The 20718-nt window shown below is 69.9% G+C and carries 18 protein-coding genes; 15 read left to right on the plus strand and 3 right to left on the minus strand.

Annotated elements, in window-relative coordinates:
- Window positions 1-129: 129 nt before the first annotated feature.
- From ABZ877_RS22920 to ABZ877_RS22980, 13 genes are all read left to right on the plus strand, one after another.
- Window positions 130-1083: a WYL domain-containing protein gene (locus tag ABZ877_RS22920; protein ID WP_361074129.1), complete on the plus strand. Its 954-nt coding sequence runs from the start codon at window positions 130-132 to the stop codon at window positions 1081-1083.
- Between the two features lie 18 nt (window positions 1084-1101).
- A complete protein-coding gene (locus ABZ877_RS22925) occupies window positions 1102-2073 on the plus strand; it encodes a WYL domain-containing protein (protein WP_361074131.1) in 972 nt (323 codons plus the stop codon).
- A gap of 119 nt (window positions 2074-2192) precedes the next feature.
- Window positions 2193-2438 carry a hypothetical protein gene (locus ABZ877_RS22930; RefSeq protein WP_361074133.1) on the plus strand — a complete coding sequence of 82 codons (246 nt, stop codon included), beginning with the start codon at window positions 2193-2195 and terminating at the stop codon, window positions 2436-2438.
- 9 nt (window positions 2439-2447) lie between these two features.
- Entirely contained in the window at window positions 2448-2645 is a 198-nt protein-coding gene (locus tag ABZ877_RS22935; protein WP_361074136.1) for a hypothetical protein, read from the plus strand.
- Window positions 2646-2903: 258 nt separating this feature from the next.
- Window positions 2904-3200, plus strand: a complete 297-nt coding sequence (gene tatA, locus ABZ877_RS22940; protein WP_361074138.1) for a Sec-independent protein translocase subunit TatA — start codon at window positions 2904-2906, stop codon at window positions 3198-3200.
- A gap of 62 nt (window positions 3201-3262) precedes the next feature.
- Window positions 3263-4231, plus strand: a complete 969-nt coding sequence (gene tatC / locus ABZ877_RS22945) for a twin-arginine translocase subunit TatC (RefSeq protein WP_361074140.1) — start codon at window positions 3263-3265, stop codon at window positions 4229-4231.
- A gap of 42 nt (window positions 4232-4273) precedes the next feature.
- Window positions 4274-5188, plus strand: coding sequence for a diacylglycerol kinase (locus ABZ877_RS22950; RefSeq protein ID WP_361074142.1), 915 nt, complete (start codon window positions 4274-4276; stop codon window positions 5186-5188).
- 43 nt (window positions 5189-5231) lie between these two features.
- Complete coding sequence (locus ABZ877_RS22955) at window positions 5232-8042, plus strand: DEAD/DEAH box helicase (protein WP_361074144.1); 2811 nt, start codon at window positions 5232-5234, stop codon at window positions 8040-8042.
- A gap of 343 nt (window positions 8043-8385) precedes the next feature.
- A complete protein-coding gene (locus ABZ877_RS22960) occupies window positions 8386-10014 on the plus strand; it encodes an ATP-binding protein (protein WP_361074145.1) in 1629 nt (542 codons plus the stop codon).
- Entirely contained in the window at window positions 10011-10418 is a 408-nt protein-coding gene (locus tag ABZ877_RS22965; protein WP_361074147.1) for a roadblock/LC7 domain-containing protein, read from the plus strand. Before ABZ877_RS22960 ends, ABZ877_RS22965 begins: the two co-directional genes overlap by 4 nt.
- Window positions 10415-10870 (plus strand): DUF742 domain-containing protein, encoded by a 456-nt coding sequence (locus ABZ877_RS22970; protein ID WP_361074148.1) that lies wholly within the window; start codon window positions 10415-10417, stop codon window positions 10868-10870. Before ABZ877_RS22965 ends, ABZ877_RS22970 begins: the two co-directional genes overlap by 4 nt.
- A 67-nt stretch (window positions 10871-10937) precedes the next feature.
- Complete coding sequence (locus ABZ877_RS22975; protein ID WP_361074361.1) at window positions 10938-11501, plus strand: ATP/GTP-binding protein; 564 nt, start codon at window positions 10938-10940, stop codon at window positions 11499-11501.
- Between the two features lie 709 nt (window positions 11502-12210).
- Entirely contained in the window at window positions 12211-13653 is a 1443-nt protein-coding gene (locus ABZ877_RS22980; RefSeq protein WP_361074363.1) for a cytochrome P450, read from the plus strand.
- On the opposite strand, the gene ABZ877_RS22985 is transcribed toward ABZ877_RS22980, so the two are convergent.
- The 3 genes from ABZ877_RS22985 to ABZ877_RS22995 form a co-directional block, all read right to left on the minus strand.
- Entirely contained in the window at window positions 13647-14603 is a 957-nt protein-coding gene (locus ABZ877_RS22985; protein ID WP_361074150.1) for a pseudouridine synthase, read from the minus strand. The two genes, ABZ877_RS22980 and ABZ877_RS22985, sit on opposite strands and share 7 nt — an antisense overlap.
- A 317-nt stretch (window positions 14604-14920) precedes the next feature.
- On the minus strand, window positions 14921-15760 hold the full coding sequence (locus tag ABZ877_RS22990) for a siderophore-interacting protein (RefSeq protein ID WP_361074152.1): 840 nt from the start codon (window positions 15758-15760) through the stop codon (window positions 14921-14923).
- A gap of 45 nt (window positions 15761-15805) precedes the next feature.
- A complete protein-coding gene (locus ABZ877_RS22995) occupies window positions 15806-16744 on the minus strand; it encodes a 5'-3' exonuclease (RefSeq protein WP_361074365.1) in 939 nt (312 codons plus the stop codon).
- Between the two features lie 243 nt (window positions 16745-16987).
- Between ABZ877_RS22995 and ABZ877_RS23000 the strand changes: the two genes are divergently transcribed.
- Together ABZ877_RS23000 and ABZ877_RS23005 are read left to right on the plus strand one after the other, a co-directional pair.
- Window positions 16988-18109 (plus strand): glycine betaine/L-proline ABC transporter ATP-binding protein, encoded by a 1122-nt coding sequence (locus ABZ877_RS23000; protein WP_361074154.1) that lies wholly within the window; start codon window positions 16988-16990, stop codon window positions 18107-18109.
- The gene (locus ABZ877_RS23005) at window positions 18102-20711 is read left to right on the plus strand and encodes an ABC transporter permease/substrate binding protein (protein ID WP_361074156.1); all 2610 of its coding nucleotides are present in this window, start codon (window positions 18102-18104) and stop codon (window positions 20709-20711) included. The genes ABZ877_RS23000 and ABZ877_RS23005 overlap by 8 nt, the downstream gene beginning before the upstream one ends.
- Window positions 20712-20718: the final 7 nt, after the last annotated feature.

Here is a 20718-nt window from a genome sequence, read left to right on the forward strand (position 1 = left end):
CCGACCGCGCGCGGTCGCGCACAGGGCCCATGCCGTCCGGCATGGGCCCTGCCGTATCCCCTGGCTTTTGCCGGTACACCCGGGGGCGGTACGGTCGTCCGTCGGGAGTCATATGAGGAAAGGGCGTCGATGGCCATTGCCAAGGCCGAGCGGCTGATGAATCTGGCGCTGTGTCTGCTCGGGACGCGGCGGCCGCTCAGCAAGCGCGAGCTGCGGGGCTCCGTCGAGGCCTACCTGGAGGCGGGCAGCGACGACTCCTTCAACCGCATGTTCGAGCGCGACAAGGACGACCTGCGCGAGCTCGGCCTGATCATCGACACCGTGGAGAACCTGGACGGCGAGGTCGGCTACCTCGCCCGCCGCGACAGCAACCGGCTGCCGCCCGTCACGCTCGACGGCGAGGAGGCCGCCGCGCTCGGCCTCGCCGCGAAGGTGTGGCAGCAGGCCCGCCTCGCCGGTGCCGCCAGCGGCGCCCTGCAGAAACTGCGCGCTGCCGGAATGCCCGAGGACGTGGACCCGTACGAAAGCCATGGCGCGCTCGAACCGCGGATCCCGGCGCACGAGGCGTCGTTCGAGCCGCTGATGCTGGCCTGCCGCGACCGGCGCCCCGTCGTCTTCGACTACCGCAAGGCCAGCGCCGCGCGGCCGGAGCAGCGCCATGTGGAGCCGTGGGCGCTGGAGTGCTGGCGCGGCCACTGGTACCTGGCGGGCTGGGACCGCGAGCGCCAGGCCGAGCGGGTCTTCCGGCTCTCCCGGATCACGGGCAAGGTCCGCTCCCGCGCGGGCCGGTTCAAGACCGAGGTGCCGGACGTGGTGACCGTACGGGAGACCGTGGCGGGCTGGGCGGGGGAGAGCGCCACGCGCTCGGCGCTGATCAGGCTGCGCGCGGGCGCCGGCTACCCGCTGCGGGCCAAGGCCACCTCGGTGCGGGAACTGGGGGACGGCTGGGACGAGTTGGAGATCCCGTACGGGCACGGGCTCGACGCCTGGCTCGTGGAGTTCGGGCCCGACGTGGTCGTCCTGGAACCGGCCGAGCTGCGGGCCGACGTGGTGGACCGGCTGCGCGCCGTGGCCAAGGGCTGAGGGGGAGAACGTAGAGGTATGGCTTCCAACGCCATCGACCAGACCCGGCGGATGCTGTCCCTGGTGACGTATCTGCGGGAGCGCCCGGGCGCTCGCGTGGAGGACGTCGCGCGGGCCTTCGGCATCACCGAGGACGAACTGATCTCCGACCTGGACGTGCTGCCGTTGTGCGGGACGAGCTTCCGCGGCGGCGACCTCCTCGACATCGACACCGACGGCGACCGCATCTGGTGGCACAACGCGGACGACGTGGCCGAGCCGCTGCGGATCTCCGCCGACGAGGCGACCGCGCTGCTCGTGGCGGCCCGCGCGGTGGCCACCCTGCCGGGGCTGCGCGAGAGCGACCGGCTCGCCCTGCTGCGCGCGACCGCGAAGCTGGAGGCGGCGGCGGGCGAGGTGGCGAGCGCCAGCGCCCGGCTGAACGTCACGTTCGAGTCGGAGGGCGGTGTCTTCGCCGACGTGGACCGCGCGATCTCGGAGCGGCGCAGGCTGTGGATCCGCTACTACTCGCCCGCGCGTGACGAGGTCACGGAGCGGGAGATCGACCCGATCCGTCTGGTCAGCGTCGGTCATACGTATGTGGAGGCGTGGTGCCGCAGGTCGGAGGCGCGGCGCACGTTCCGCCTCGACCGGGTCGCGGAGATCCGGATCCTCGACGAGGCGTCGGCGCCGCCCGAGGTCGAGCTGCGGGACCTGTCGGAGGGGCTCGTGCAGCCCGCCGCCGAGGACCCGGAGGTGATCGTCGAGGTCGGACCCGGCGGGCGCTGGGTCGCGGAGTACTACCCGCACGACAGCGCCGAGGAGCTGCCGGACGGCGGGCTGCGGATCACGCTGCGCACCCCGGACCCGTCCTCGCTGCGGCGGCTCGCGCTGCGGCTCGGCCGGGACGGGCACATCGTGGCCCCCGCCGAACTCGCGGTGAGCGCGCGGGACGCGGCGCGGCAGGCGCTCGCGGCGTACGACGAGGCCGCGTACGACGGGGTCGCGTGAAGGCGCCGGGCCCGGTCCCGGACGGCTCGACCCCCGGCGGTCCAGGGGGCAGAACGGATGAAAGGTGTGAAGTGGACAACGGAATGACCGGTGTGGCCGGTTTCACTGATATCGCCACTATGTCCGCAACGGTCGCCGCCCCGGTGCCCGTCGTCTTCAAGGCCGCCTGCCCGGACTGCCGGGCCCGCTTCGAACTGGCCGCGACCGCCATCCGCCTCGCCATCGGCGCGAGCCGCCGCACCACCTTCTACTCGTTCACCTGCCCCGAGTGCGACACCTCGGTGCGCAAGCCCGCGGGCGAGCGCATCGTCGAACTCCTCACCGGCGGCGGGGTGCGCACGCTCCGCCTCCACCAGACCGTCTAGGCTCGGCGCATGTTCTGGGCGATGCTGGCCGTGGCGTTGGGGTTCGTGGGACTTGCCGTGCTGGCCGTCTTCGCGATCAAGGTGTTCGTCGAGGCGCAGCGCCTCGGGCGGCAGGTCGCCGACACGACGCGGCAGATCAACCGCGCGGCCGAGGAGCTGGAGCGGGCCGCGGTGAGCGTGGCGAAGGCCGGTGGCGAGGCCGTCTGAGCGTGACCTCCCGTCCCGGTACGGGATGGAAAGCGCTTTACCGTCGTGGCCTGTCCGGCGCGCGGGGAGGGCGGGTACGCTCGTTCAGGCGGCCTGAAAGCGAGGCGCGGGCCGCACCGGGAGTACGCACGGGGATTGCCCCGTGTTCACCCCCACGGGATACGATCGCTGCCAGCACACGGTGGTCGGACACCAGTCCGAAGTCCGATCGGTACCGGCAGTCCCGCCCCTGCCGCCTCAGTGAGAAGGTAAACGCATATGTTCGGTGGAAAGATCGGCGCCCCCGAGTTGATCATCCTGCTCGTGGTCATCCTCCTCCTGTTCGGCGCGAAGAAGCTCCCGGACATGGCGCGCTCGCTCGGCAAGTCGGCCCGCATCCTCAAGAGCGAGGCCAAGGCCATGAAGAGTGAGGGTGGCAACAAGGAGGCCGCTCCCTCGGACCCGCCGAAGAAGGACGAGCAGCCGCCGGCCCCGCGCACCATCCAGGCCGCCCCGGGCGACGTGAGCAGCTCGCGCCCCGTGTCCGAGCCGACCAACCACACGACGCAGAGCTGATCAAGAGCTGATCGAAGGCCGCCCCAGTGACGGCGGCCTGTCGCACGAGATGAGGACGTGGGTTGCTCAAGTCTGCCCGCAAGCAGGAGAAGGACCCCGAGGGGCGGATGCCGCTCGCGGAGCACCTGCGTGAGCTTCGCAACCGGCTCGGGAAGGCCGTCCTGGCCATCCTCGTCGTGACGATCGTCGCCGCCTTCTACTACAAGGACATCATCGAGTTCTTCACGAACCCGGTCCTCGACTCCGTAGGCTGCGACAAGACCTTCTCGGAGCTGACGGCCAAGGCCGCCGAGAACAAGGACGCCAACGAGCAGTGCGCCCGCATCGTGCTCAACGGCCTGATCACGCCCTTCACGCTCGCCCTGAAGGTGTCGCTGATGGCCGGCGTCATCGGCGCCTCGCCGATCTGGCTCTACCAGTTGTGGGGCTTCGTCGCCCCCGGCCTGCACAGGCACGAGAAGAAGTACGCCACCGGCTTCGTGGCGACCGGCGTGCCGCTCTTCCTCGGCGGCGCCTTCTTCGCGTACAAGACGCTGCCGACCATGGCGCGTGTGCTGCTCGACTTCTCCCCGGCCAACATCGACAACCAGTTGCCGCTGGACGACCTGCTCGACCTGATCACCCGCATGGTGATCGTCTTCGGCCTCTCCTTCGAGCTGCCGCTGCTCCTGGTCATGCTCAACCTCACGGGCGTGATCACCGGCAAGCGGATGCTCGGCTGGTGGCGCGGCATGATCATGGGCATCACCGTGTTCGCCGCGGTGGCGACGCCCAGCACCGACCCGCTGACGATGATCGCCCTGGCCGGTCCGATCTGGGTCCTGTACTTCGCGGCGACCGCCTTCTCCCTCCTCAACGACCGCCGCAAGCGCCTGCGGGAGGCGGCCGGGCCCGGCGACGACGAGGCCTCCGAGCTCGACCTGACGCCCGAGGACATCGGCGAGGTCGAGACCGTCTCGGCGAGCAGGTCGCTGCCCGAGCAGTCCAAGGGCGACACCGACCGGATCAACGGTTACGACGATGTGACCTGAGGCAACCCCTGAGCGCGGCCGGACGGTTGTTAGGGTCCGGCCGTGACCAGCGAGATCACCCTCTTCGTCAATCCCACCGCGGGACGCGGCCGGGGCGCGGGCGCCGCGCAGCCGGCCGCTTCGGCGTTGCGGGCGGCCGGCTTCTCCGTGCGCACCGTCACCGGCGAGGACGCCGACGACGCGTCGCTCCGCGCGCGTGCCGCCGTGGCCGAGGGCACCGGCGCCCTGGTCGCCGTCGGCGGTGACGGTCTCGTGAACCTCGCCCTCCAGGCCGTCGCCGGTACGGACACCCCGCTGGGCGTGGTCGCCGTCGGCACCGGCAACGACTTCGCGCGCTCCCTCGGCCTGCCCGTCCGTGCCCCCGCCGCCGCGGGCGCGCTCGTCGCCGACTCCCTCAAGGGCGGGCTGGTCCGCGCCGTCGACCTCGGACGGATCGGCGGCCACTGGTTCGGCACCGTGCTCGCCTCCGGCTTCGACTCCCGGGTCAACGACCGGGGCAACCGGATGCGGCTGCCCCTCGGCCGCTTCAAGTACGACGTGGCGATCGTGGCGGAGCTGGCCGCGTTCGAACCGGTGCCGTTCCGCCTCACGCTCGACGACGGCTCCGTGCGCGAGATCGCCGCCACCCTCGTCGCCGTCGGCAACGGCACCTCCTACGGCGGCGGCATGAAGATATGCGCCGACGCCGACATGGGCGACGGCCTCCTCGACGTCACCGTGGTCGGCGCCTGCTCCCGTACGACGCTGCTGCGGGTCTTCCCGCGCGTCTACCAGGGGACGCATCTGAGCCACCCCGTGGTCAGCACCTACCGGGCCGCGCGGGTGGAGCTGGCCGCCGACGCGGGCGCGGGCGTCACCGGGTACGCCGACGGGGAGGCGGTCGGGCCGTTGCCGCTGGTGGCGGAGTGCGTGCCGGGGGCCGTGCGCGTCCTCACCGGAGAACGTCCTACCGGATAATGATCGTCCGTTGTCAGCGGGGGCCGGTAGGCTCGAAAGCACGATGACAGAGGACCTCTCACCGGCCGAGCGGTATGCGGCAGCCCGTCGACGGGCCGCCGAGCAGGCCACCGCGCTCGCATCCTTCCGCGAGATGTACGACTTCGGCCTCGACCCCTTCCAGATCGAGGCCTGCCAGGCGCTCGAGGCGGGCAAGGGCGTCCTGGTCGCCGCACCCACCGGCTCGGGCAAGACGATCGTCGGCGAGTTCGCCGTCCACCTCGCCCTGCAGCAGGGCAAGAAGTGCTTCTACACGACGCCCATCAAGGCGCTGTCGAACCAGAAGTACCAGGACCTCGCCAAGCGCTACGGCGCCGACAAGGTCGGCCTGCTCACCGGCGACAACAGCGTGAACAGTGACGCGCCCGTGGTCGTGATGACCACCGAGGTGCTGCGCAACATGCTGTACGCGGGCTCCCAGTCCCTGGTCAACCTCGGCTATGTGGTCATGGACGAGGTGCACTACCTCTCCGACCGCTTCCGCGGCGCCGTCTGGGAAGAGGTGATCATCCACCTCCAGGAGTCCGTGACGCTCGTCTCCCTGTCGGCGACGGTGTCGAACGCGGAGGAGTTCGGCGACTGGCTCGACACCGTGCGCGGCGACACCGAGGTGATCGTCTCCGAGCACCGGCCGGTGCCGCTGTTCCAGCACGTGCTCGCCGGGCGCCGGATGTACGACCTCTTCGAGGAGGGCGAGGGCAGCAAGAAGGCGGTCAACCCCGACCTCACGCGGATGGCGCGGATGGAGGCCAGCCGCCCCTCCTACCAGGACCGGCGGCGCGGGCGCGCCATGCGCGAGGCCGACCGCGAGCGCGAGCGGCGCCAGCGCTCCCGGATCTGGACGCCGGGCCGCCCGGAGGTCATCGACCGGCTCGACGCGGCGGGGCTGCTGCCCGCCATCACCTTCATCTTCAGCCGCGCCGCCTGCGAGGCCGCGGTCCAGCAGTGCCTGTTCGCGGGGTTGCGGCTGAACGACGAGGAGGCGCGGGCCGAGGTCCGCGAGATCGTCGAGGCGCGCACGGCCGCGATCCCCGACGAGGACCTGCACGTCCTCGGCTACTACGAGTGGCTGGAAGGGCTGGAGCGCGGCATCGCCGCCCACCACGCGGGCATGCTGCCGACCTTCAAGGAGGTCGTCGAGGAGCTGTTCGTACGCGGCCTGGTGAAGGCCGTCTTCGCCACGGAGACGCTCGCGCTCGGCATCAACATGCCCGCCCGCTCGGTGGTCCTCGAAAAGCTGGTGAAGTGGAACGGCGAGCAGCACGCCGACATCACGCCCGGTGAGTACACGCAGTTGACCGGGCGCGCGGGGCGGCGCGGCATCGACGTCGAGGGCCACGCCGTCGTCCTGTGGCAGCGCGGCTTCAGCCCCGAGCACCTCGCCGGGCTCGCGGGCACCCGCACGTATCCGCTGAAGTCCAGCTTCAAGCCGTCGTACAACATGGCGGTGAACCTGGTCGAGCAGTTCGGCCGGCACCGCTCGCGCGAGCTTCTGGAGACGTCGTTCGCGCAGTTCCAGGCCGACAAGTCGGTGGTCGGCATCTCCCGCCAGGTGCAGCGCAACGAGGAGGGTCTCGAGGGTTACAAGGAGTCCATGACCTGCCACCTCGGCGACTTCGACGAGTACGCGCGGCTGCGCCGCGAACTCAAGGACCGCGAGACCGAGCTGGCCAAGCAGGGCGCGGCCCAGCGCCGCGCGCAGGCGGCGGCCGCCCTGGAGAAGCTCAAGCCGGGCGACGTCATCCACGTGCCGACGGGCAAGTTCGCGGGCCTCGCCCTCGTCCTCGACCCCGGGCTTCCCGCCGGGCGGTCGAACGGGCACCGCGGCTTCGAGCACCACGACGGGCCGCGCCCGCTGGTGCTCACCGCCGAGCGGCAGGTCAAGCGGCTCGCCTCGATCGACTTCCCGGTACCCGTCGAGGTGCTTGAGCGCATGCGCATCCCGAAGTCGTTCAACGCGCGCTCGCCGCAGTCCCGGCGCGACCTGGCCTCCGCGCTGCGCACCAAGGCCGGGCACATCGTGCCCGAGCGGCACCGGAAGGGCCGCGCCCCGGCCGCCGACGACCGCCAGATCTCCCGGCTGCGCGCCGAGTTGCGGGCCCACCCCTGCCACGGCTGCGCCGACCGCGAGGACCACGCGCGCTGGGCCGAGCGCTACCACCGGCTGCGCCGCGACACCGCACAGCTGGAGCGGCGCATCGAGGGCCGGACCAACACCATCGCCCGCACCTTCGACCGCATCGTGAAGCTGCTCACCGAGATGGACTACCTGCGCGGCGACGAGGTCACCGAGCACGGCAAGCGGCTCGCGCGGCTCTACGGCGAGTTGGACCTGCTCGCGAGCGAGTGCCTGCGCGACGGCGTCTGGGAGGGCCTGAACCCGGCCGAACTCGCCGCGTGCGTCTCGGCGTTGGTGTTCGAGGCGCGGGTCTCCGACGACGCGCTCGCGCCCAAGGTGCCCTCCGGCAAGGCGAAGGCCGCGCTCGGCGAGATGGTGCGGATCTGGGGGCGGCTCGACGCCCTGGAGGAGGAGTTCCGGATCAACCAGGCCGAGGGCGTCGGGCAGCGCGAGCCCGATCTCGGCTTCGCCTGGGCCGCGTACCAGTGGGCCTCCGGCAAGGGGCTCGACGAGGTGCTGCGCGAGGCGGAGATGCCGGCCGGTGACTTCGTCCGCTGGTGCAAGCAGGTCATCGACGTGCTCGGGCAGATCGCCGCGGCGGCTCCGAGCGACGGGTCGTCGACCGTGGCGCGCAATGCGCGCAAGGCGGTGGACGGACTGTTGCGGGGAGTCGTGGCCTACTCGTCCGTCGGCTGAGGCTCCGACAGGCCGGTCGGAAAAGGGCCCGGGACCCTGTGTCCCGGGCCCTTTCGCACGCCCGGAGGTACGCGCGTTCGGCTACGGGACGCCCTTACTCCATGTGTGCGAATCGATGCCCAGCGTGCAAATGGGAGCGAGTGTATGCCCGCCGCGGGCGTCGGTGCAGAGGCTTGCTGAATATGACTTAGCGTTGATCCGGTCGGACTAAGCTCGCCCGCAGCGCACCGAGTTGAGATGTATTCGGGCGTTTGTTCCCCTATGCGCGGATCATTCCCAGATCCCCTGGAACACACCCCCACTTCCGCGTCATTTCCCCGATCCGACTGTTCAGAGGGCATACATGGTGAGTGTTCAATCGCCTCCCGGTGGCCAAGACATCCCCTACACACGCGTGCTCCTGCTCCCCGCCATGGTCATGGCCGCCGCCACGGGAGCGGCCGTCGGCCTGGTCACGCAGCCCGCCCGCCTCGCCGTCGCCCTGTGCGGCACGCTCGGCACGCTCCTGGTCATCGCCGTCGCGGCCGAGACCGTCCGGCGCGGCCGCCTCCTCAAAGGAGTGCGCGCCCAGTACACGCGCCACGTAGCCGACCTGGAGGCACAGCTCGAGGCCAAGGAGCGGCGCACGCTGCGCATCGCCAAGGAAGCCCTGCCGGCCGCCCTGTACCGCATGCACACCGGCGACAACGCCAAGGACGCCGTCCGCAACACCTGCGACTCCGACCCCGCCTTCCGGGACGCCACCGCGGGCGAACGCGAACTGCTGCGCATGGCCCTCAAGGAGATCGACCTCGAGGAGTCGATGCGCGACGCCGCACAGCGCGCCTTCGTCTCCATCGCCCGCCGCGTCCAGGCCATCGTCCACAAGCAGGCCCAGGAACTCCGCGAGATGGAGGAGGACCACGGCCGCAACCCCGAGGTCTTCGACGACCTCCTGCGCATCGACCACGGCACCGCCCTGATCGGCCGCCTCGCCGACTCCGTCACCGTCCTCGGCAACGCCCGCCCCGGCCGCCAGTGGCCCCAGCCCGTCCGCCTCTACAGCGTGCTGCGCGGCGCCATGTCCCGCATCCTCGAATACCCGCGCATCGACCTGCACGCCATCTGCGACGTGGCCATCAGAGGCGTCTCCGTCGAACCCCTCATCCACGCCTGCGCCGAACTCCTCGACAACGCCACCCGCTACTCGCCGCCGCAGACCAAGGTGCACGTCACCGCCGTCGAGGTGCAGACCGGCATCGCCATCGAGATCGAGGACGGCGGCGTCAGCCTCAGCGAGGAGCAGCGCCTCAAGGCCGAGCGCATGCTCGACCGGGCCAAGCAGGGCATCGACCTCAACGACCTCGGCGAGAACCCGCGCCTCGGCCTCGCCATCGTCGGCCGGCTCTGCGCGATGTACAACATGGACATCTCCCTGCGCCAGTCCGCCTACGGCGGCGTCCGGGCCGTCCTCGTCGTCCCGCGCGACATGATGAGCACCGGTCCCGCGCCCGGCCTCGCGCACGGCATCGGCGCCTCCGCCGTACCGCGCGTCGACCACAACGGCGTACCGATCAAGGAAGAGCCGCGGCTGAAGAAGACGCGGCGCCCCACGACGGGACCGCGTCACTCCGCCCCCGTCGTGCCCGCGATGGAGGACGACGTACCCGTGGTCACCGAATGGCGTCCCAACGGGCTCCCGCAGCGCCGCAGGAAGGTCGACACGAAGATCGTCGACGCGCAGATCATCGTGACCCCGCGCCACCCGGACCTCTCCGGGCCCGCCCCCGCCTCCGACCACCACCACCCGGGCGCCGCCGGGCCGTCCGGCGCGTACCCGGAGCCGGACGCCGACGAGCGGCCGCAGCCCGAACCCGGGCTCTGGGTCGAGGCGTTCATGAACGGGCTCAAACCCGATGAACCTGGCGCGCCCGGCGCGCCCGGTACACCCGACGCGCACACCCAGCAGGTCGACGAGGGAGACCACCAGTGATCCAGCAACGCGCCAACTTCGACTGGATGCTCAAGGAGCTCGCCGACGGCGTGCCCAACGTGCGCCAGGTCGTGGTGCTCTCCGCGGACGGCCTGCGCATCGCCCGCCACGGCGGCGACCCCGACGGCGCCGACCGCATCGCAGCCGCCTGCGCGGGCCTGCAGTCCCTCGCCTCCGCCGTCGCCTCCGAGATCCCGGAGAGCAACGGCAAGATGAACATGGTCATCATCGAGGTCGACGGCGGCTTCTTCTACCTCATGGCCGCGGGCAAGGGCGCCTACCTCGCCGTCCTCGCCGACCCCTACGTCGACGCCGGCCTCGTCAGCCACCAGATGCGCGACCTCGTCATCCGCATCGGCGCCCACCTCACCAGCCCGCCCCGACGCAACGGCCAGACGGTATGACTCCGCGCTCCCTGGAACCCCCCTTCCGCGACGAAGGACCGCCGCCCAAACGCGAGCGCCGGTTCGCCAAGGACACCGAGGACCCCTCGCGCGGCCCCAGGGACCCCAAAGGGCCCAAGGACGCCAGGGACCCCGAGCGGCTCTACGTGATCACCGGCGGTACCGACGGCACCGACCGGGCGACGCTCGACCTCGTCACCCTCATCGTGGCGCGCGCCGACCCGCCCGCCACCGCGCCCCCCGAACAGACGGCCGTCCTGCGCATGTGCCGGACGCCGCTGTCCACGGCCGAGATCTCGGCCTACCTCAATCTGCCCTTCAGCGTGGTCACCGTGTTGCTCGGTGAGCTCCTCGCGGCCGAACTGGTCCACTCCCGCGCCCCGGTCATCCGGAGCAACGTCGCGGACCGTTCCCTCCTCGAAGCGGTGATGCATGGACTACAGAAGCTCTGACCCCGTCGGCGCGGCGGACCTGACCACCGGGGGCCTGCACATCCCCGGCCCGCGCGCCGAGGACCGGATGCCCGACACCGTCACCTCCGCCGTGAAGATCGTCATCGTGGGCGGGTTCGGCGTCGGCAAGACCACCATGGTCGGCTCCGTCAGCGAGATCCGCCCGCTCACCACCGAAGAGACCATGACGCAGGCCGGGATCGGCGTCGACGACAACTACGGTTCCGAGTCGAAGACCGCGACCACCGTGGCCATGGACTTCGGCCGGATCAGCATCACCGAGGAGCTTGTCCTCTACCTCTTCGGCACCCCCGGCCAGGAGCGGTTCTGGTTCCTGTGGAACGGGCTGTTCGAGGGCGCGCTCGGCGCCGTCGTCCTTATCGACACCCGGCGTCTCGAAGTCAGCTTCGATGTCATCGGGCGGCTCGAGGAGCGCGGCGTTCCCTTCGTCATCGCCAACAACGCGTTCCCCGACGGGCCCAACTACCCCGTCGACGAGCTGCGCGTCGCCCTCGACCTCGATCCGCACGTACCGATCATCGAATGCGATGCGCGGCGGCGGGCGTCCAGTCGTGACGTTCTTCTGACCCTCATGCGGTATCTGCACGAGATGGCGCTGCAACGGGTCTGATCCTGTCCGCCGCTGGCTGTGACTCCGCTGCCGGCTCCGACTCTGACTCCGCCGCCGCTAGCTCCGACTCCGCCGCCGGCCCCGACTCCGTCCTCGCCTCCGACTCCCTCCCGGGTCCGACTCCGCCGTTGGCTCCGACTTCGCCGCCGACTCCGTCCCACCGCCGCCTCCGACTCCGTCCCGACTCCGACTCTGTTCTTGCCTCCGACTTCGCCGCTGGCTTTGACTTCGCCTCCGACTCCGGCTCTGACTCCGTCCCCGGCTCCGACGCCGTCCCGCCTCTGACTCCGTCCCGGCTCCGACTCCGTCCCGGCTCCGACTCCGTCCCGGTTCCGACTCCGTCCTCGCATCCGTCCCGGCTCCGTCCCGGCTCCGTCCCGGCTCCGTTCCCGCCTCCGACTCCGCCGTTGGCTCCGACTTCCCCTCTGACCTCGTCCCGCCGCCGACTTCGCCTCCGACTCCGTCCCGTCTTCGCCTCCGACTCTGTCCCGACTCCGCCTCCGTCCCGCCTCCGTCCCCGGTTCCCACTCCGTTCTGCCTCCGACTCCGCCCCCGCCCCGCGACGTTTTCCTCGGCTCGGGGCTTTGCCCCTTGCCCACCCGTCGTTCGTCATTCGACCGGAGCGATCACTGTGACGTCTCCCTCTTCCTCTCCGTCTTCCTCCTCCTCCGCGCAGGGCTCCTTCGGGTTCGATCCGTTGCAGGATCCCCTGGGCGGGCCGCCGCCTGGCTGTCCCGCCCACGCCCTCGGGCCTGACGGGGCCCGTCGGCTCTACGGGCCCGAGGCCGAGGCCGATCTGCCCGCCGTCTACGAGAAGCTCCGCGCCGAACACGGCTCCGTCGCCCCCGCGCTCATCCACGACGACGTGCGCGTCTGGGCCGTCCTCGGGCACAGCGAGAACCTGCACATGGTCCGCACCACCTCCCAGTACAACCGGGACGCCCGCAACTGGACCGCCCTGAAGAACGGCACCGTCAAACCCACCCACCCCCTCGCACCCGTCTTCAGCTGGCAGCCCATCTGCTCCATGGCCGAGGGCGCCGAGCATCTGCGGCTGCGCGGCGCCGTCACCTACGCCCTGGAGATCATCGACCACCGCAGCCTGCGCCGCGCCATCAACAAGGCCTGCCAGGAGATCATCAACCGGTTCTGCGAGCGCGGCTCCTGCGACATCGTCAGCGAGTACGCCGAGCATCTGCCGATGATGGCCATGCTCGACGTCTTCGGCGCCTCCGAGGCCTACAGCGAGCGGTTCGTCCAGGCCGCCCGCGACATGATCAAGGGCACCGAGACGGCCATCGCCAGCAACGAATACATCATGGGCATCCTCATGGAGCTCACCCTCCGCCGCCGGGCCGCCCCCGAGGACGACTTCATCAGCCGCCTCGTCACCGCGCCCGCCGCCCTCAGCGACGACGAGGTCGGCCAGAACCTGCGGCTCGTCCTCATCGCCGCGTACGAGGCGACCGCGAACCTCATCGCCAACGTGCTGCGGACCGTACTCACCGACCCGCGCTTCCGCGCCCAGCTCAACGGCGGACAGATGACCGTCCCCGAAGCCGTCGAGCAGTCCCTCTGGGACGAGCCGCCCTTCAGCGCCATGGTCGCCTACTACGCCAAGGTCGACACCGAGCTCGGTGGGCAGCACGTGCGCGCCGGTGACGCGCTCATCTTCGGCATCGCGCCCGGCAACGTCGATCCCGCCGTGCGGCCCGATCCGACCCAGCACATGCAGGGCAACCGGTCGCACCTCGCCTTCGGGGGCGGGCCCCACGAGTGCCCCGGGCAGGACATCGGGCGCGCCATCGCCGACATCGGGGTCGACGCGTTCCTCATGCGGCTGCCCGATGCCGAACTGTCGGTCGACGAGGACCAGTTGCAGTGGCGGTCCACCATCCTGTCGCAGCACCTCGTGTCACTGCCCGTGTCGTTCACGCCCCGGGCGCAGCAGGATGTCGTCGCCCGGCCGAGCATGGTGCCGCCGCCGCGGCCCGAGTGGTCGGTGTCGTCCGCCGGTGCGGGTGAGCCGGTTGTTCCTGCCGCGCCTGTCTCCGATCCGATCATGATTCCGCCGGTGGTGGCTCCCGACGGTGCCGAACGCGGTGGGGCCGGGGCCTGGCAGCGGTTCCTTCGGTGGTGGCGCGGTTACTGAGCCCAGGTCTCGTACGACTCCCAGGCCCCCAGCGTTCGGTCGCTGACGAACCGGTGCTCCTGGTTCGTCAGCGGATCCCTGAACTCCAGGGTGCGGGCCAGGAGTTGGAGGGGTCTGCGGTAGTCGTCCGGGGCGGTGGGGGCGGTGATGTGGGGGTAGAGGGGGTCGCCCAGGATCGGGGTGCCGAGGGAGTTCATGTGGACGCGTAGCTGGTGGGTTCGGCCTGTGTGGGGAGTGAGGCGGTAGAGCGCGAGGGGGCCCTTGGTGGAGGCCAGGGTGATGGTCGTTTCCGCGTTCGGTTCGCTGTGGGGGATCTCCTGGGCGGTGAGTGTTCCTCTGTGTTTCTCGATCCTGCTGCGGATCGTCAGGGGGGTGCGGGGGGTGCGGTGGTTCGGTGCGTGCCGCGCCACCGCCTCGTACTCCTTTGTCACCTTTCGGTCCCGGAACAGGGTCTGATATCTGCCTCTGTCCTCGGGGCGTACGACGAACAGCACGAGGCCCGCGGTCAGTCTGTCCAGGCGGTGGGCCGGGCTCAGGGTCTCCAGGCCCGTCTCTCTGCGGAGGCGGGCCAGGGCCGTTTCCGTGACGTGGCTGCCGCGGGGGGTTGTCGCCAGGAAGTGTGGCTTGTCCGCGATGAGGATGTGGGCGTCGCGGTAGATGGTCTTGAGCGGGAAGGGGACGGGGGGTTCTGGGGGCATCTCCCTGTGGAACCAGATGTGGGCGCCGGGCTTGAAGGGGGTGGTCGCCGTGATCGGGGTGCCGTCCTCCGTCACGATTCCGCCCTTCTCGATCAGGGCGTCGATGGTGGCGGGGCCTGCGGCTGCCAGGCGGGTGAGCAGGTGGCTGCGCACCGTGTCCCACTCGGCTGTTTGGGGCAGTCGTACGCGGACCGCGTCGATGCCGTTGCGTTGGGGGAGCGGGGAGAGCGGTGTGCGCCTGCGGTGTCTCATCTCGGGGTCAGCGTACGCAGGGAAGGGAGGGTGGCCGTCCGGGGCCGTCTTGGCGGCTTTCCCTTTCGATCCGACAGGTGTCGGGGTGGGTACGGGGGCGCCCGGGGCATGTCCGTGCTCGCCATCTTGCTGGCATCGCCGGTTGCGTTGGCTGCTCTCACCACGTGCGCGAGTGCTGCGCGCGCACATACCCCGACCGCCCCCTCCCGTCTCGTACGCGCCTGCCCGCCGGTGGGGTCCCGGCTCTGCTGCCGCACGCACTGCCCCGCGCGGCACATGCCCCGACCCGCCCCCGTCCCGTACGCGGCTGAGTGTCGTCAGGGCTGTGGTGTTTCCTGTTCTGCCTCTACCTGGGCGTTCCAGTCGCGCTTCGAGGCCTGCCAGCCGTCCTCGTTGTGGCCGAGTCGCCAGTAACCGGAGATGGACAGGTCCTCGCGTGGGATCTGGCGGTCGATGCGGAGGTGGCGGCGGAGTTCCTTCACGAAGCCCGCCTCGCCGTGGACGAAGGCGTGCACCCTGCCGTCGGGGAAGTCGAGCTCGGTGACCGCCTTGATCAGGGCCTGGCCCACCGGGCGGCCCTCGCGGTGGAGCCAGGTGATCTGCGCCTGGGTGTCGATCTTCTGCTCCTCCTCGGCGTTCTCGATCTCGAGGAAGACGTGCGCCTTGGCATCGTCGGGGAGCGCCTCCAGCGCCGCGGCCACCGCGGGCAGCGCGCTCTCGTCGCCGGCGAGGAGGTGCCAGTCCGCGTCGGCGTCGGGGGCGTAGGCGCCGCCCGGGCCCATGAAGTGGATCGTCTCGCCGGGTCGTACGTTCGCCGCCCACGGGCCGGCCAGGCCCTCGTCGCCGTGGATCACGAAGTCGAGGGTCAGTTCGCGGGCCGTGGGGTCCCAGGCGCGGACCGTGTAGGTGCGGGTCACGGGCCACTGCTCGCGGGGCAGTTCCTCGCGGATGCGCTCGATGTCGAGCGGTTCCGGGTAGGCCGCTCCGGCGGGCGGGAAGAGCAACTTGACGTAGTGGTCCGTGTGTTCGAGGTCCGGGAAGTCCGCCAGGCCCTCGCCGCCCAGTACCACTCGCTGCATGTGCGGTGTCAGCCGCTCGGCGCGCACGACCTGCGCCGAGCGGACCTTGCGGGGCTTGCGTGCGGGACGCTCGGCCATGGATGGTCTCCCTCGAAGTGGGTTAGGTAAACCTAAGCTAGCACTTCAGGAGAGGGTGGTGAGGAGGCGGTGCAAAGAACCGCCCAGGCCCCAGCGCGCCCCCAGGTGGTCGAGGAGTTCGGGGTCCTTCGGTTGTCGTGGGAGTGCGGTGGGGGTGGGGGGAAGTGCGATGTCCGTGGCTACCTTGACTACCTTCGGGGCCACCCGCAGGTAGTCGTTCGCCTCTGTCAGGCGCTTGCGCTGTGTCGGGGTGAGCTTGGAGGTCGGGTTGTTCGCCGCTTCGATGATTCCGGCCAAGTCGCCGTACTCGGTGAGGAGTTTGACGGCTGTCTTCTCGCCGATGCCGGGGACCCCGGGCAGGCCGTCGCTCGGGTCGCCGCGCAGCGTCGCCATGTCCGCGTAACCGGGGCCGTCCACGCCGTACTTCTCGCGCAGGAACGTCTCGTCCGTCGTCTGGAGAGTTCCCACTCCCTTGAGCGGGTACAGGACGCGGCGTTCCTTCTCGTCGCTGATCAGCTGGTAGAGGTCTCTGTCGCCCGTGACGATGTCGACCGGGATCGTTGCCCGTGTGGTGTACGTGCCGATCACGTCGTCCGCCTCGTAACCCGGTACGCCCACGCGCGCGATGCCCACCGCGTCCAGGACCGCCTCGATGATCGGCACCTGCGGGGAGAGCGTGTCCGGGACCTCCTCCTCGTCCGGGGTGCCGGACGGCCTCTCCTCGGCCACCCGGTGCGCCTTGTAGGAGGGGATGAGGTCCACGCGCCACTGCGGGCGCCAGTCCGCGTCCATGCACGCCACCAGGTCCGTGGGGCGGTGGTCGCCGACGAGGCGGGTGATGAAGTCGAGCAGCCCGCGCACCGCGTTCACCGGGGTGCCGTCCGGGGCCTTCACGGAGTCCGGCACCCCGAAGTAGGCCCGGAAGTACAGGGACGCGGTGTCCAGGAGCATCAAGCGCTGGGTTTTCTGGGTCACGATGCGCATCATGCCGTACGGCACTGACAGTGACCGTGCGTGTGGGGTGAGTCCATTTCTGCTTACCGTGTGTGAACTGGGACACCTTTTTGTTTGGTGTGCATAAGTTCGGGCAGGCGCCGACCCGGAGCGGACCCGGTCACACGTTCAACTATTGAATGGGCGAGCCGGACGACACGGGCAGACCCCGTACCGCACCACGGCCCGCCGGCGGGGGAGGCGGGCCGTCTTGGTTCGACCCGAGAGGTGTATGTGTCCAGGCTTGAGGCCGAAGACCTGTACAAGGTGTTCGGCAGACGACCCGATGAGGCGGTGGAGAGACTCCGCCGCGGAGCAGACCGTGAGGAACTGCGCGCCGACGGTACGACGGCAGCCGTGATCGACGCGTCCTTCACGGTCGAGCCCGGCCAGATCTTCGTCGTCATGGGTCTTTCGGGATCCGGTAAGTCCACCCTCCTGCGGATGTTGAACGGACTCCTCGAGCCGACGGCCGGACACGTGCGCTTCGACGGCGACGACCTCACCGCACTGTCCCCGCGCGAGCTGCGCGAGGTGCGGTCCAAGAAGATCAGCATGGTCTTCCAGCACTTCGCCCTCTTCCCGCACCGCTCCGTCCTGGAGAACGCGGCCTACGGGCTCGAGGTGCAGGGCGTGGCACGCGCGGAGCGCGAGAAGCGGGCCACCGAGGCGCTGCGTCTGGCGGGGCTCGAAGGGTGGGAGAAGTCCTTCCCCGACGAGCTGTCCGGCGGCATGCAGCAGCGTGTCGGTCTGGCCCGTGCGCTGGCGACCGACGCGGATCTGCTGCTGATGGACGAGTCGTTCAGCGCGCTCGACCCGCTGATCCGGCGCGACATGCAGGATCAGTTGCTCGATCTGCAGAAGACCTTGAAGAAGACCATTGTCTTCATCACCCATGACCTGAACGAGGCCATGCGGCTCGGTGACCGTATCGCTGTCATGCGCGACGGGCGCATTGTGCAGATCGGGACCGCCGAGGACATCCTGGTCACCCCGGCGGATGACTACGTGGCTTCGTTCACGCAGGACGTCGACCGGTCGCGCGTGCTGACCGCGGGCGCCATCATGGCCGGCCCGCAGGACGGGTACCGGGCTTCCGACGCACCGGCCCGGGTCGCCGCGGACACACCCATCATCGAGCTGTTCACGCCCTGCTCGACCAGTGAGATACCCGTCGCCGTCATCGGCGAGGGCGGGGACGTGGTGGGCGTCGTGCCCCGGGAGCGGCTGCTCGCCGTGCTCGGTGAGCCCATGAAGTCCGTCGAGAACAGTGACAGCGCTGGGGTGCGGGACGCCGTTGCCGCCCCGCGCGGCGAAGGTGACGGTCCGGTCGAGAAGGTGAACGCCGGTGCCTAGGATTCCCTTCGGTGACTGGGTCAACGACGTGGTCGAGTGGCTGCTCAACCACATGTCCTGGCTCTTCGACTTCCTCAAGACCTGCTTCGACGGCGTCTACACCGGCATCACCGATGTCCTCCAGGCGCCCGAGCCGCTGCTCCTCGTCGGCATCTTCGCCGTCATCGCCTTCTGGCTGCGCGGCACCCTGGCGGCCGTGCTGACCTTCGTCGGTCTGTGGTTCATCGACAACCTCGAGTTGTGGGACCACGCCATGCAGACCTTGTCGCTGGTGCTCGTCTCCACGCTCATCGCGCTGATCATCGGTGTGCCGCTCGGCATCTGGGCCGCCCGGTCCAACCGGGTGAGCGGGCTGTTCCGGCCCGTGCTCGACCTGATGCAGACGCTGCCCGCGATGGTCTATCTGATCCCGGCCATCCTGTTCTTCGGGTCCGGGGCTCCCGCCGGCATCGTCGCCACGCTCATCTTCGCGGTGCCGCCGGGCGTCCGTATGACCGAGCTGGGCATCCGCCAGGTCGACAAGGAGCTGGTCGAGGCCGCCGAGGCGTTCGGTACGAAGCCGGGCAACACCCTGTTGCGGGTGCAGTTGCCGCTCGCGCTGCCGACGATCATGGCCGGTGTCAACCAGGTCATCATGCTGGGTCTGTCCATGGCCGCCATCGCGGGCATGGTCGGCACCGAGGGTCTCGGTGCCGACGTCAACGAGGCCATCGGCCAGCTCAACGTCGGTCTGGGCGCCGAGTCCGGCATCGCCATCGTCATCCTGGCCATCTACCTCGACCGTATGACCAGCTCGCTCGGGCAGCAGGTCTCCCCGCTCGGCCGCCGTGCGCTCGCCAAGCTGCGCGCCAGGCAGGGCATGCAGATCTGGTCCTACCGGCCGCGGCCCGTCGTCGCCGTCGTGGGCGTCGTCGTCCTCGCGCTCGTCGCCGGTGGCATGGGGATCTTCGGTGGGTCCTCCACCACCAGCGCCTCTGACGACGGGACCAATGTCGGGCAGGGCAAGAAGCTCACCATTGGTTACATTCCGTGGGACGAGGGCGTCGCTTCCACCTATCTGTGGAAGGAGATCCTGGAGCAGCGTGGGTTCGAGGTCGAGGCCAAGCAGTTCGACGCCGGGCCCCTCTACACCTCGCTCGCCCAGGGCAGCGTCGACTTCGAGACCGACTCCTGGCTGCCGACCACGCACGAGCAGTACTGGAAGAAGTACGGCAAGGACCTGGAGGACCTCGGCGCCTGGTACGAGGAGACGTCCCTGGAGCTGACGGTGCCCGCCTACATGGACGGCATCGACTCCCTCGCCGACCTCAAGGGCAAGGGCGCCCGGTTCGGCGGGAAGATCACCGGTATCGAGGCGAGCGCCGGTGAGACCGCGCTGCTCAAGAGCAAGGTGCTCAAGGCGTACGGCCTCGACAAGGAGTACAAGGTCGTCGACAGCTCCACCCCGGCGATGCTGGCCGAGCTGAAGCGCGCGTACGCCAAGAAGAAGCCGATCGTCGTGCCGCTCTGGTCGCCGCACTGGGCGTACAACGACTACAAGCTGAAGAAGCTCAAGGACCCGAAGGGGGTCTGGGGCAAGGGCGACGGTGTCCACTCGCTGGCCCGCAAGGGCTTCGGTGACGAGAACCCCGAGGTCGCCAAGTGGCTCAAGGACTTCAAGATGAGCGAGAAGCAGCTCACCAGCCTTGAGGCCGAGATCAACAAGGCGGGCAAGGGCAAGCAGCAGGACGCCGTCAAGGCGTGGCTGAAGGCCAACCCGGACGCCGTTGACACGTTCGCCCCGGTGGAGAAGAAGGGCAGCGGCAGCGACTCCAAGGACCCGGTCAATGTCGCGTGGTTCCCGTGGGACGAGGACGTCGCCGTCACCTACCTCTGGAAGAACGTCCTGGAGAAGCAGGGCTACAAGCTCAACCTGAAGCAGATGGACGTGGGGCCGGTCTACACCGGGCTCGCCAGCGGTGACCTCGACGTCAACTTCGACGCCTGGCTGCCGTACGCCCAGAGCAACTACTGGAACAAGAGCAAGGACAAGCTGGTCGACCTGGGGAGCTGGTACAGCCCGACCTCCCTGGAGGTCGCCGTCCCCTCGTACGTGAAGGACGTCAAGTCCCTCGCCGACCTCAAGGGCAAGGCCGACACCTTCGACGGCCGGATCATCGGCATCGAGCCCGGCACCGGCGAGATGAACCTCCTCAAGAAGGAGGTGCTCCCCGGCTACGGCCTCGACAAGGAGTACAAGGTCGTCGACGGCTCCACGCCCGCGATGCTGGCCGAGCTGAAGCGCGCGTACGCCAAGAAGAAGCCGGTCGCCGTCGTGCTCTGGTCACCGCACTGGGCGTACAGCGAGTACGCACTCACCAAGCTGGCCGATCCGAAGAAGAAGTTCGGTGAGGGCAACACGATCCGGACCATCGCCAACAAGGACTTCCCCGGCAAGTACCCGCAGCTCACGAAGTGGTTCAAGAACTTCAGGATGAGCGAGGACGACCTGGGCAGCCTGGAGGCCGAGATCAAGAAGCGCGGTCAGGGCCAGGAGGAGAAGGCCGTCTCCGCGTGGCTCGAGACGCACAAGGACGTCGAGAGGCGGATGACCGCTTCCTGACCGCCCG

Source organism: Streptomyces sp. NPDC046939 (assembly GCF_040644575.1).
Taxonomy (GTDB): domain Bacteria; phylum Actinomycetota; class Actinomycetes; order Streptomycetales; family Streptomycetaceae; genus Streptomyces.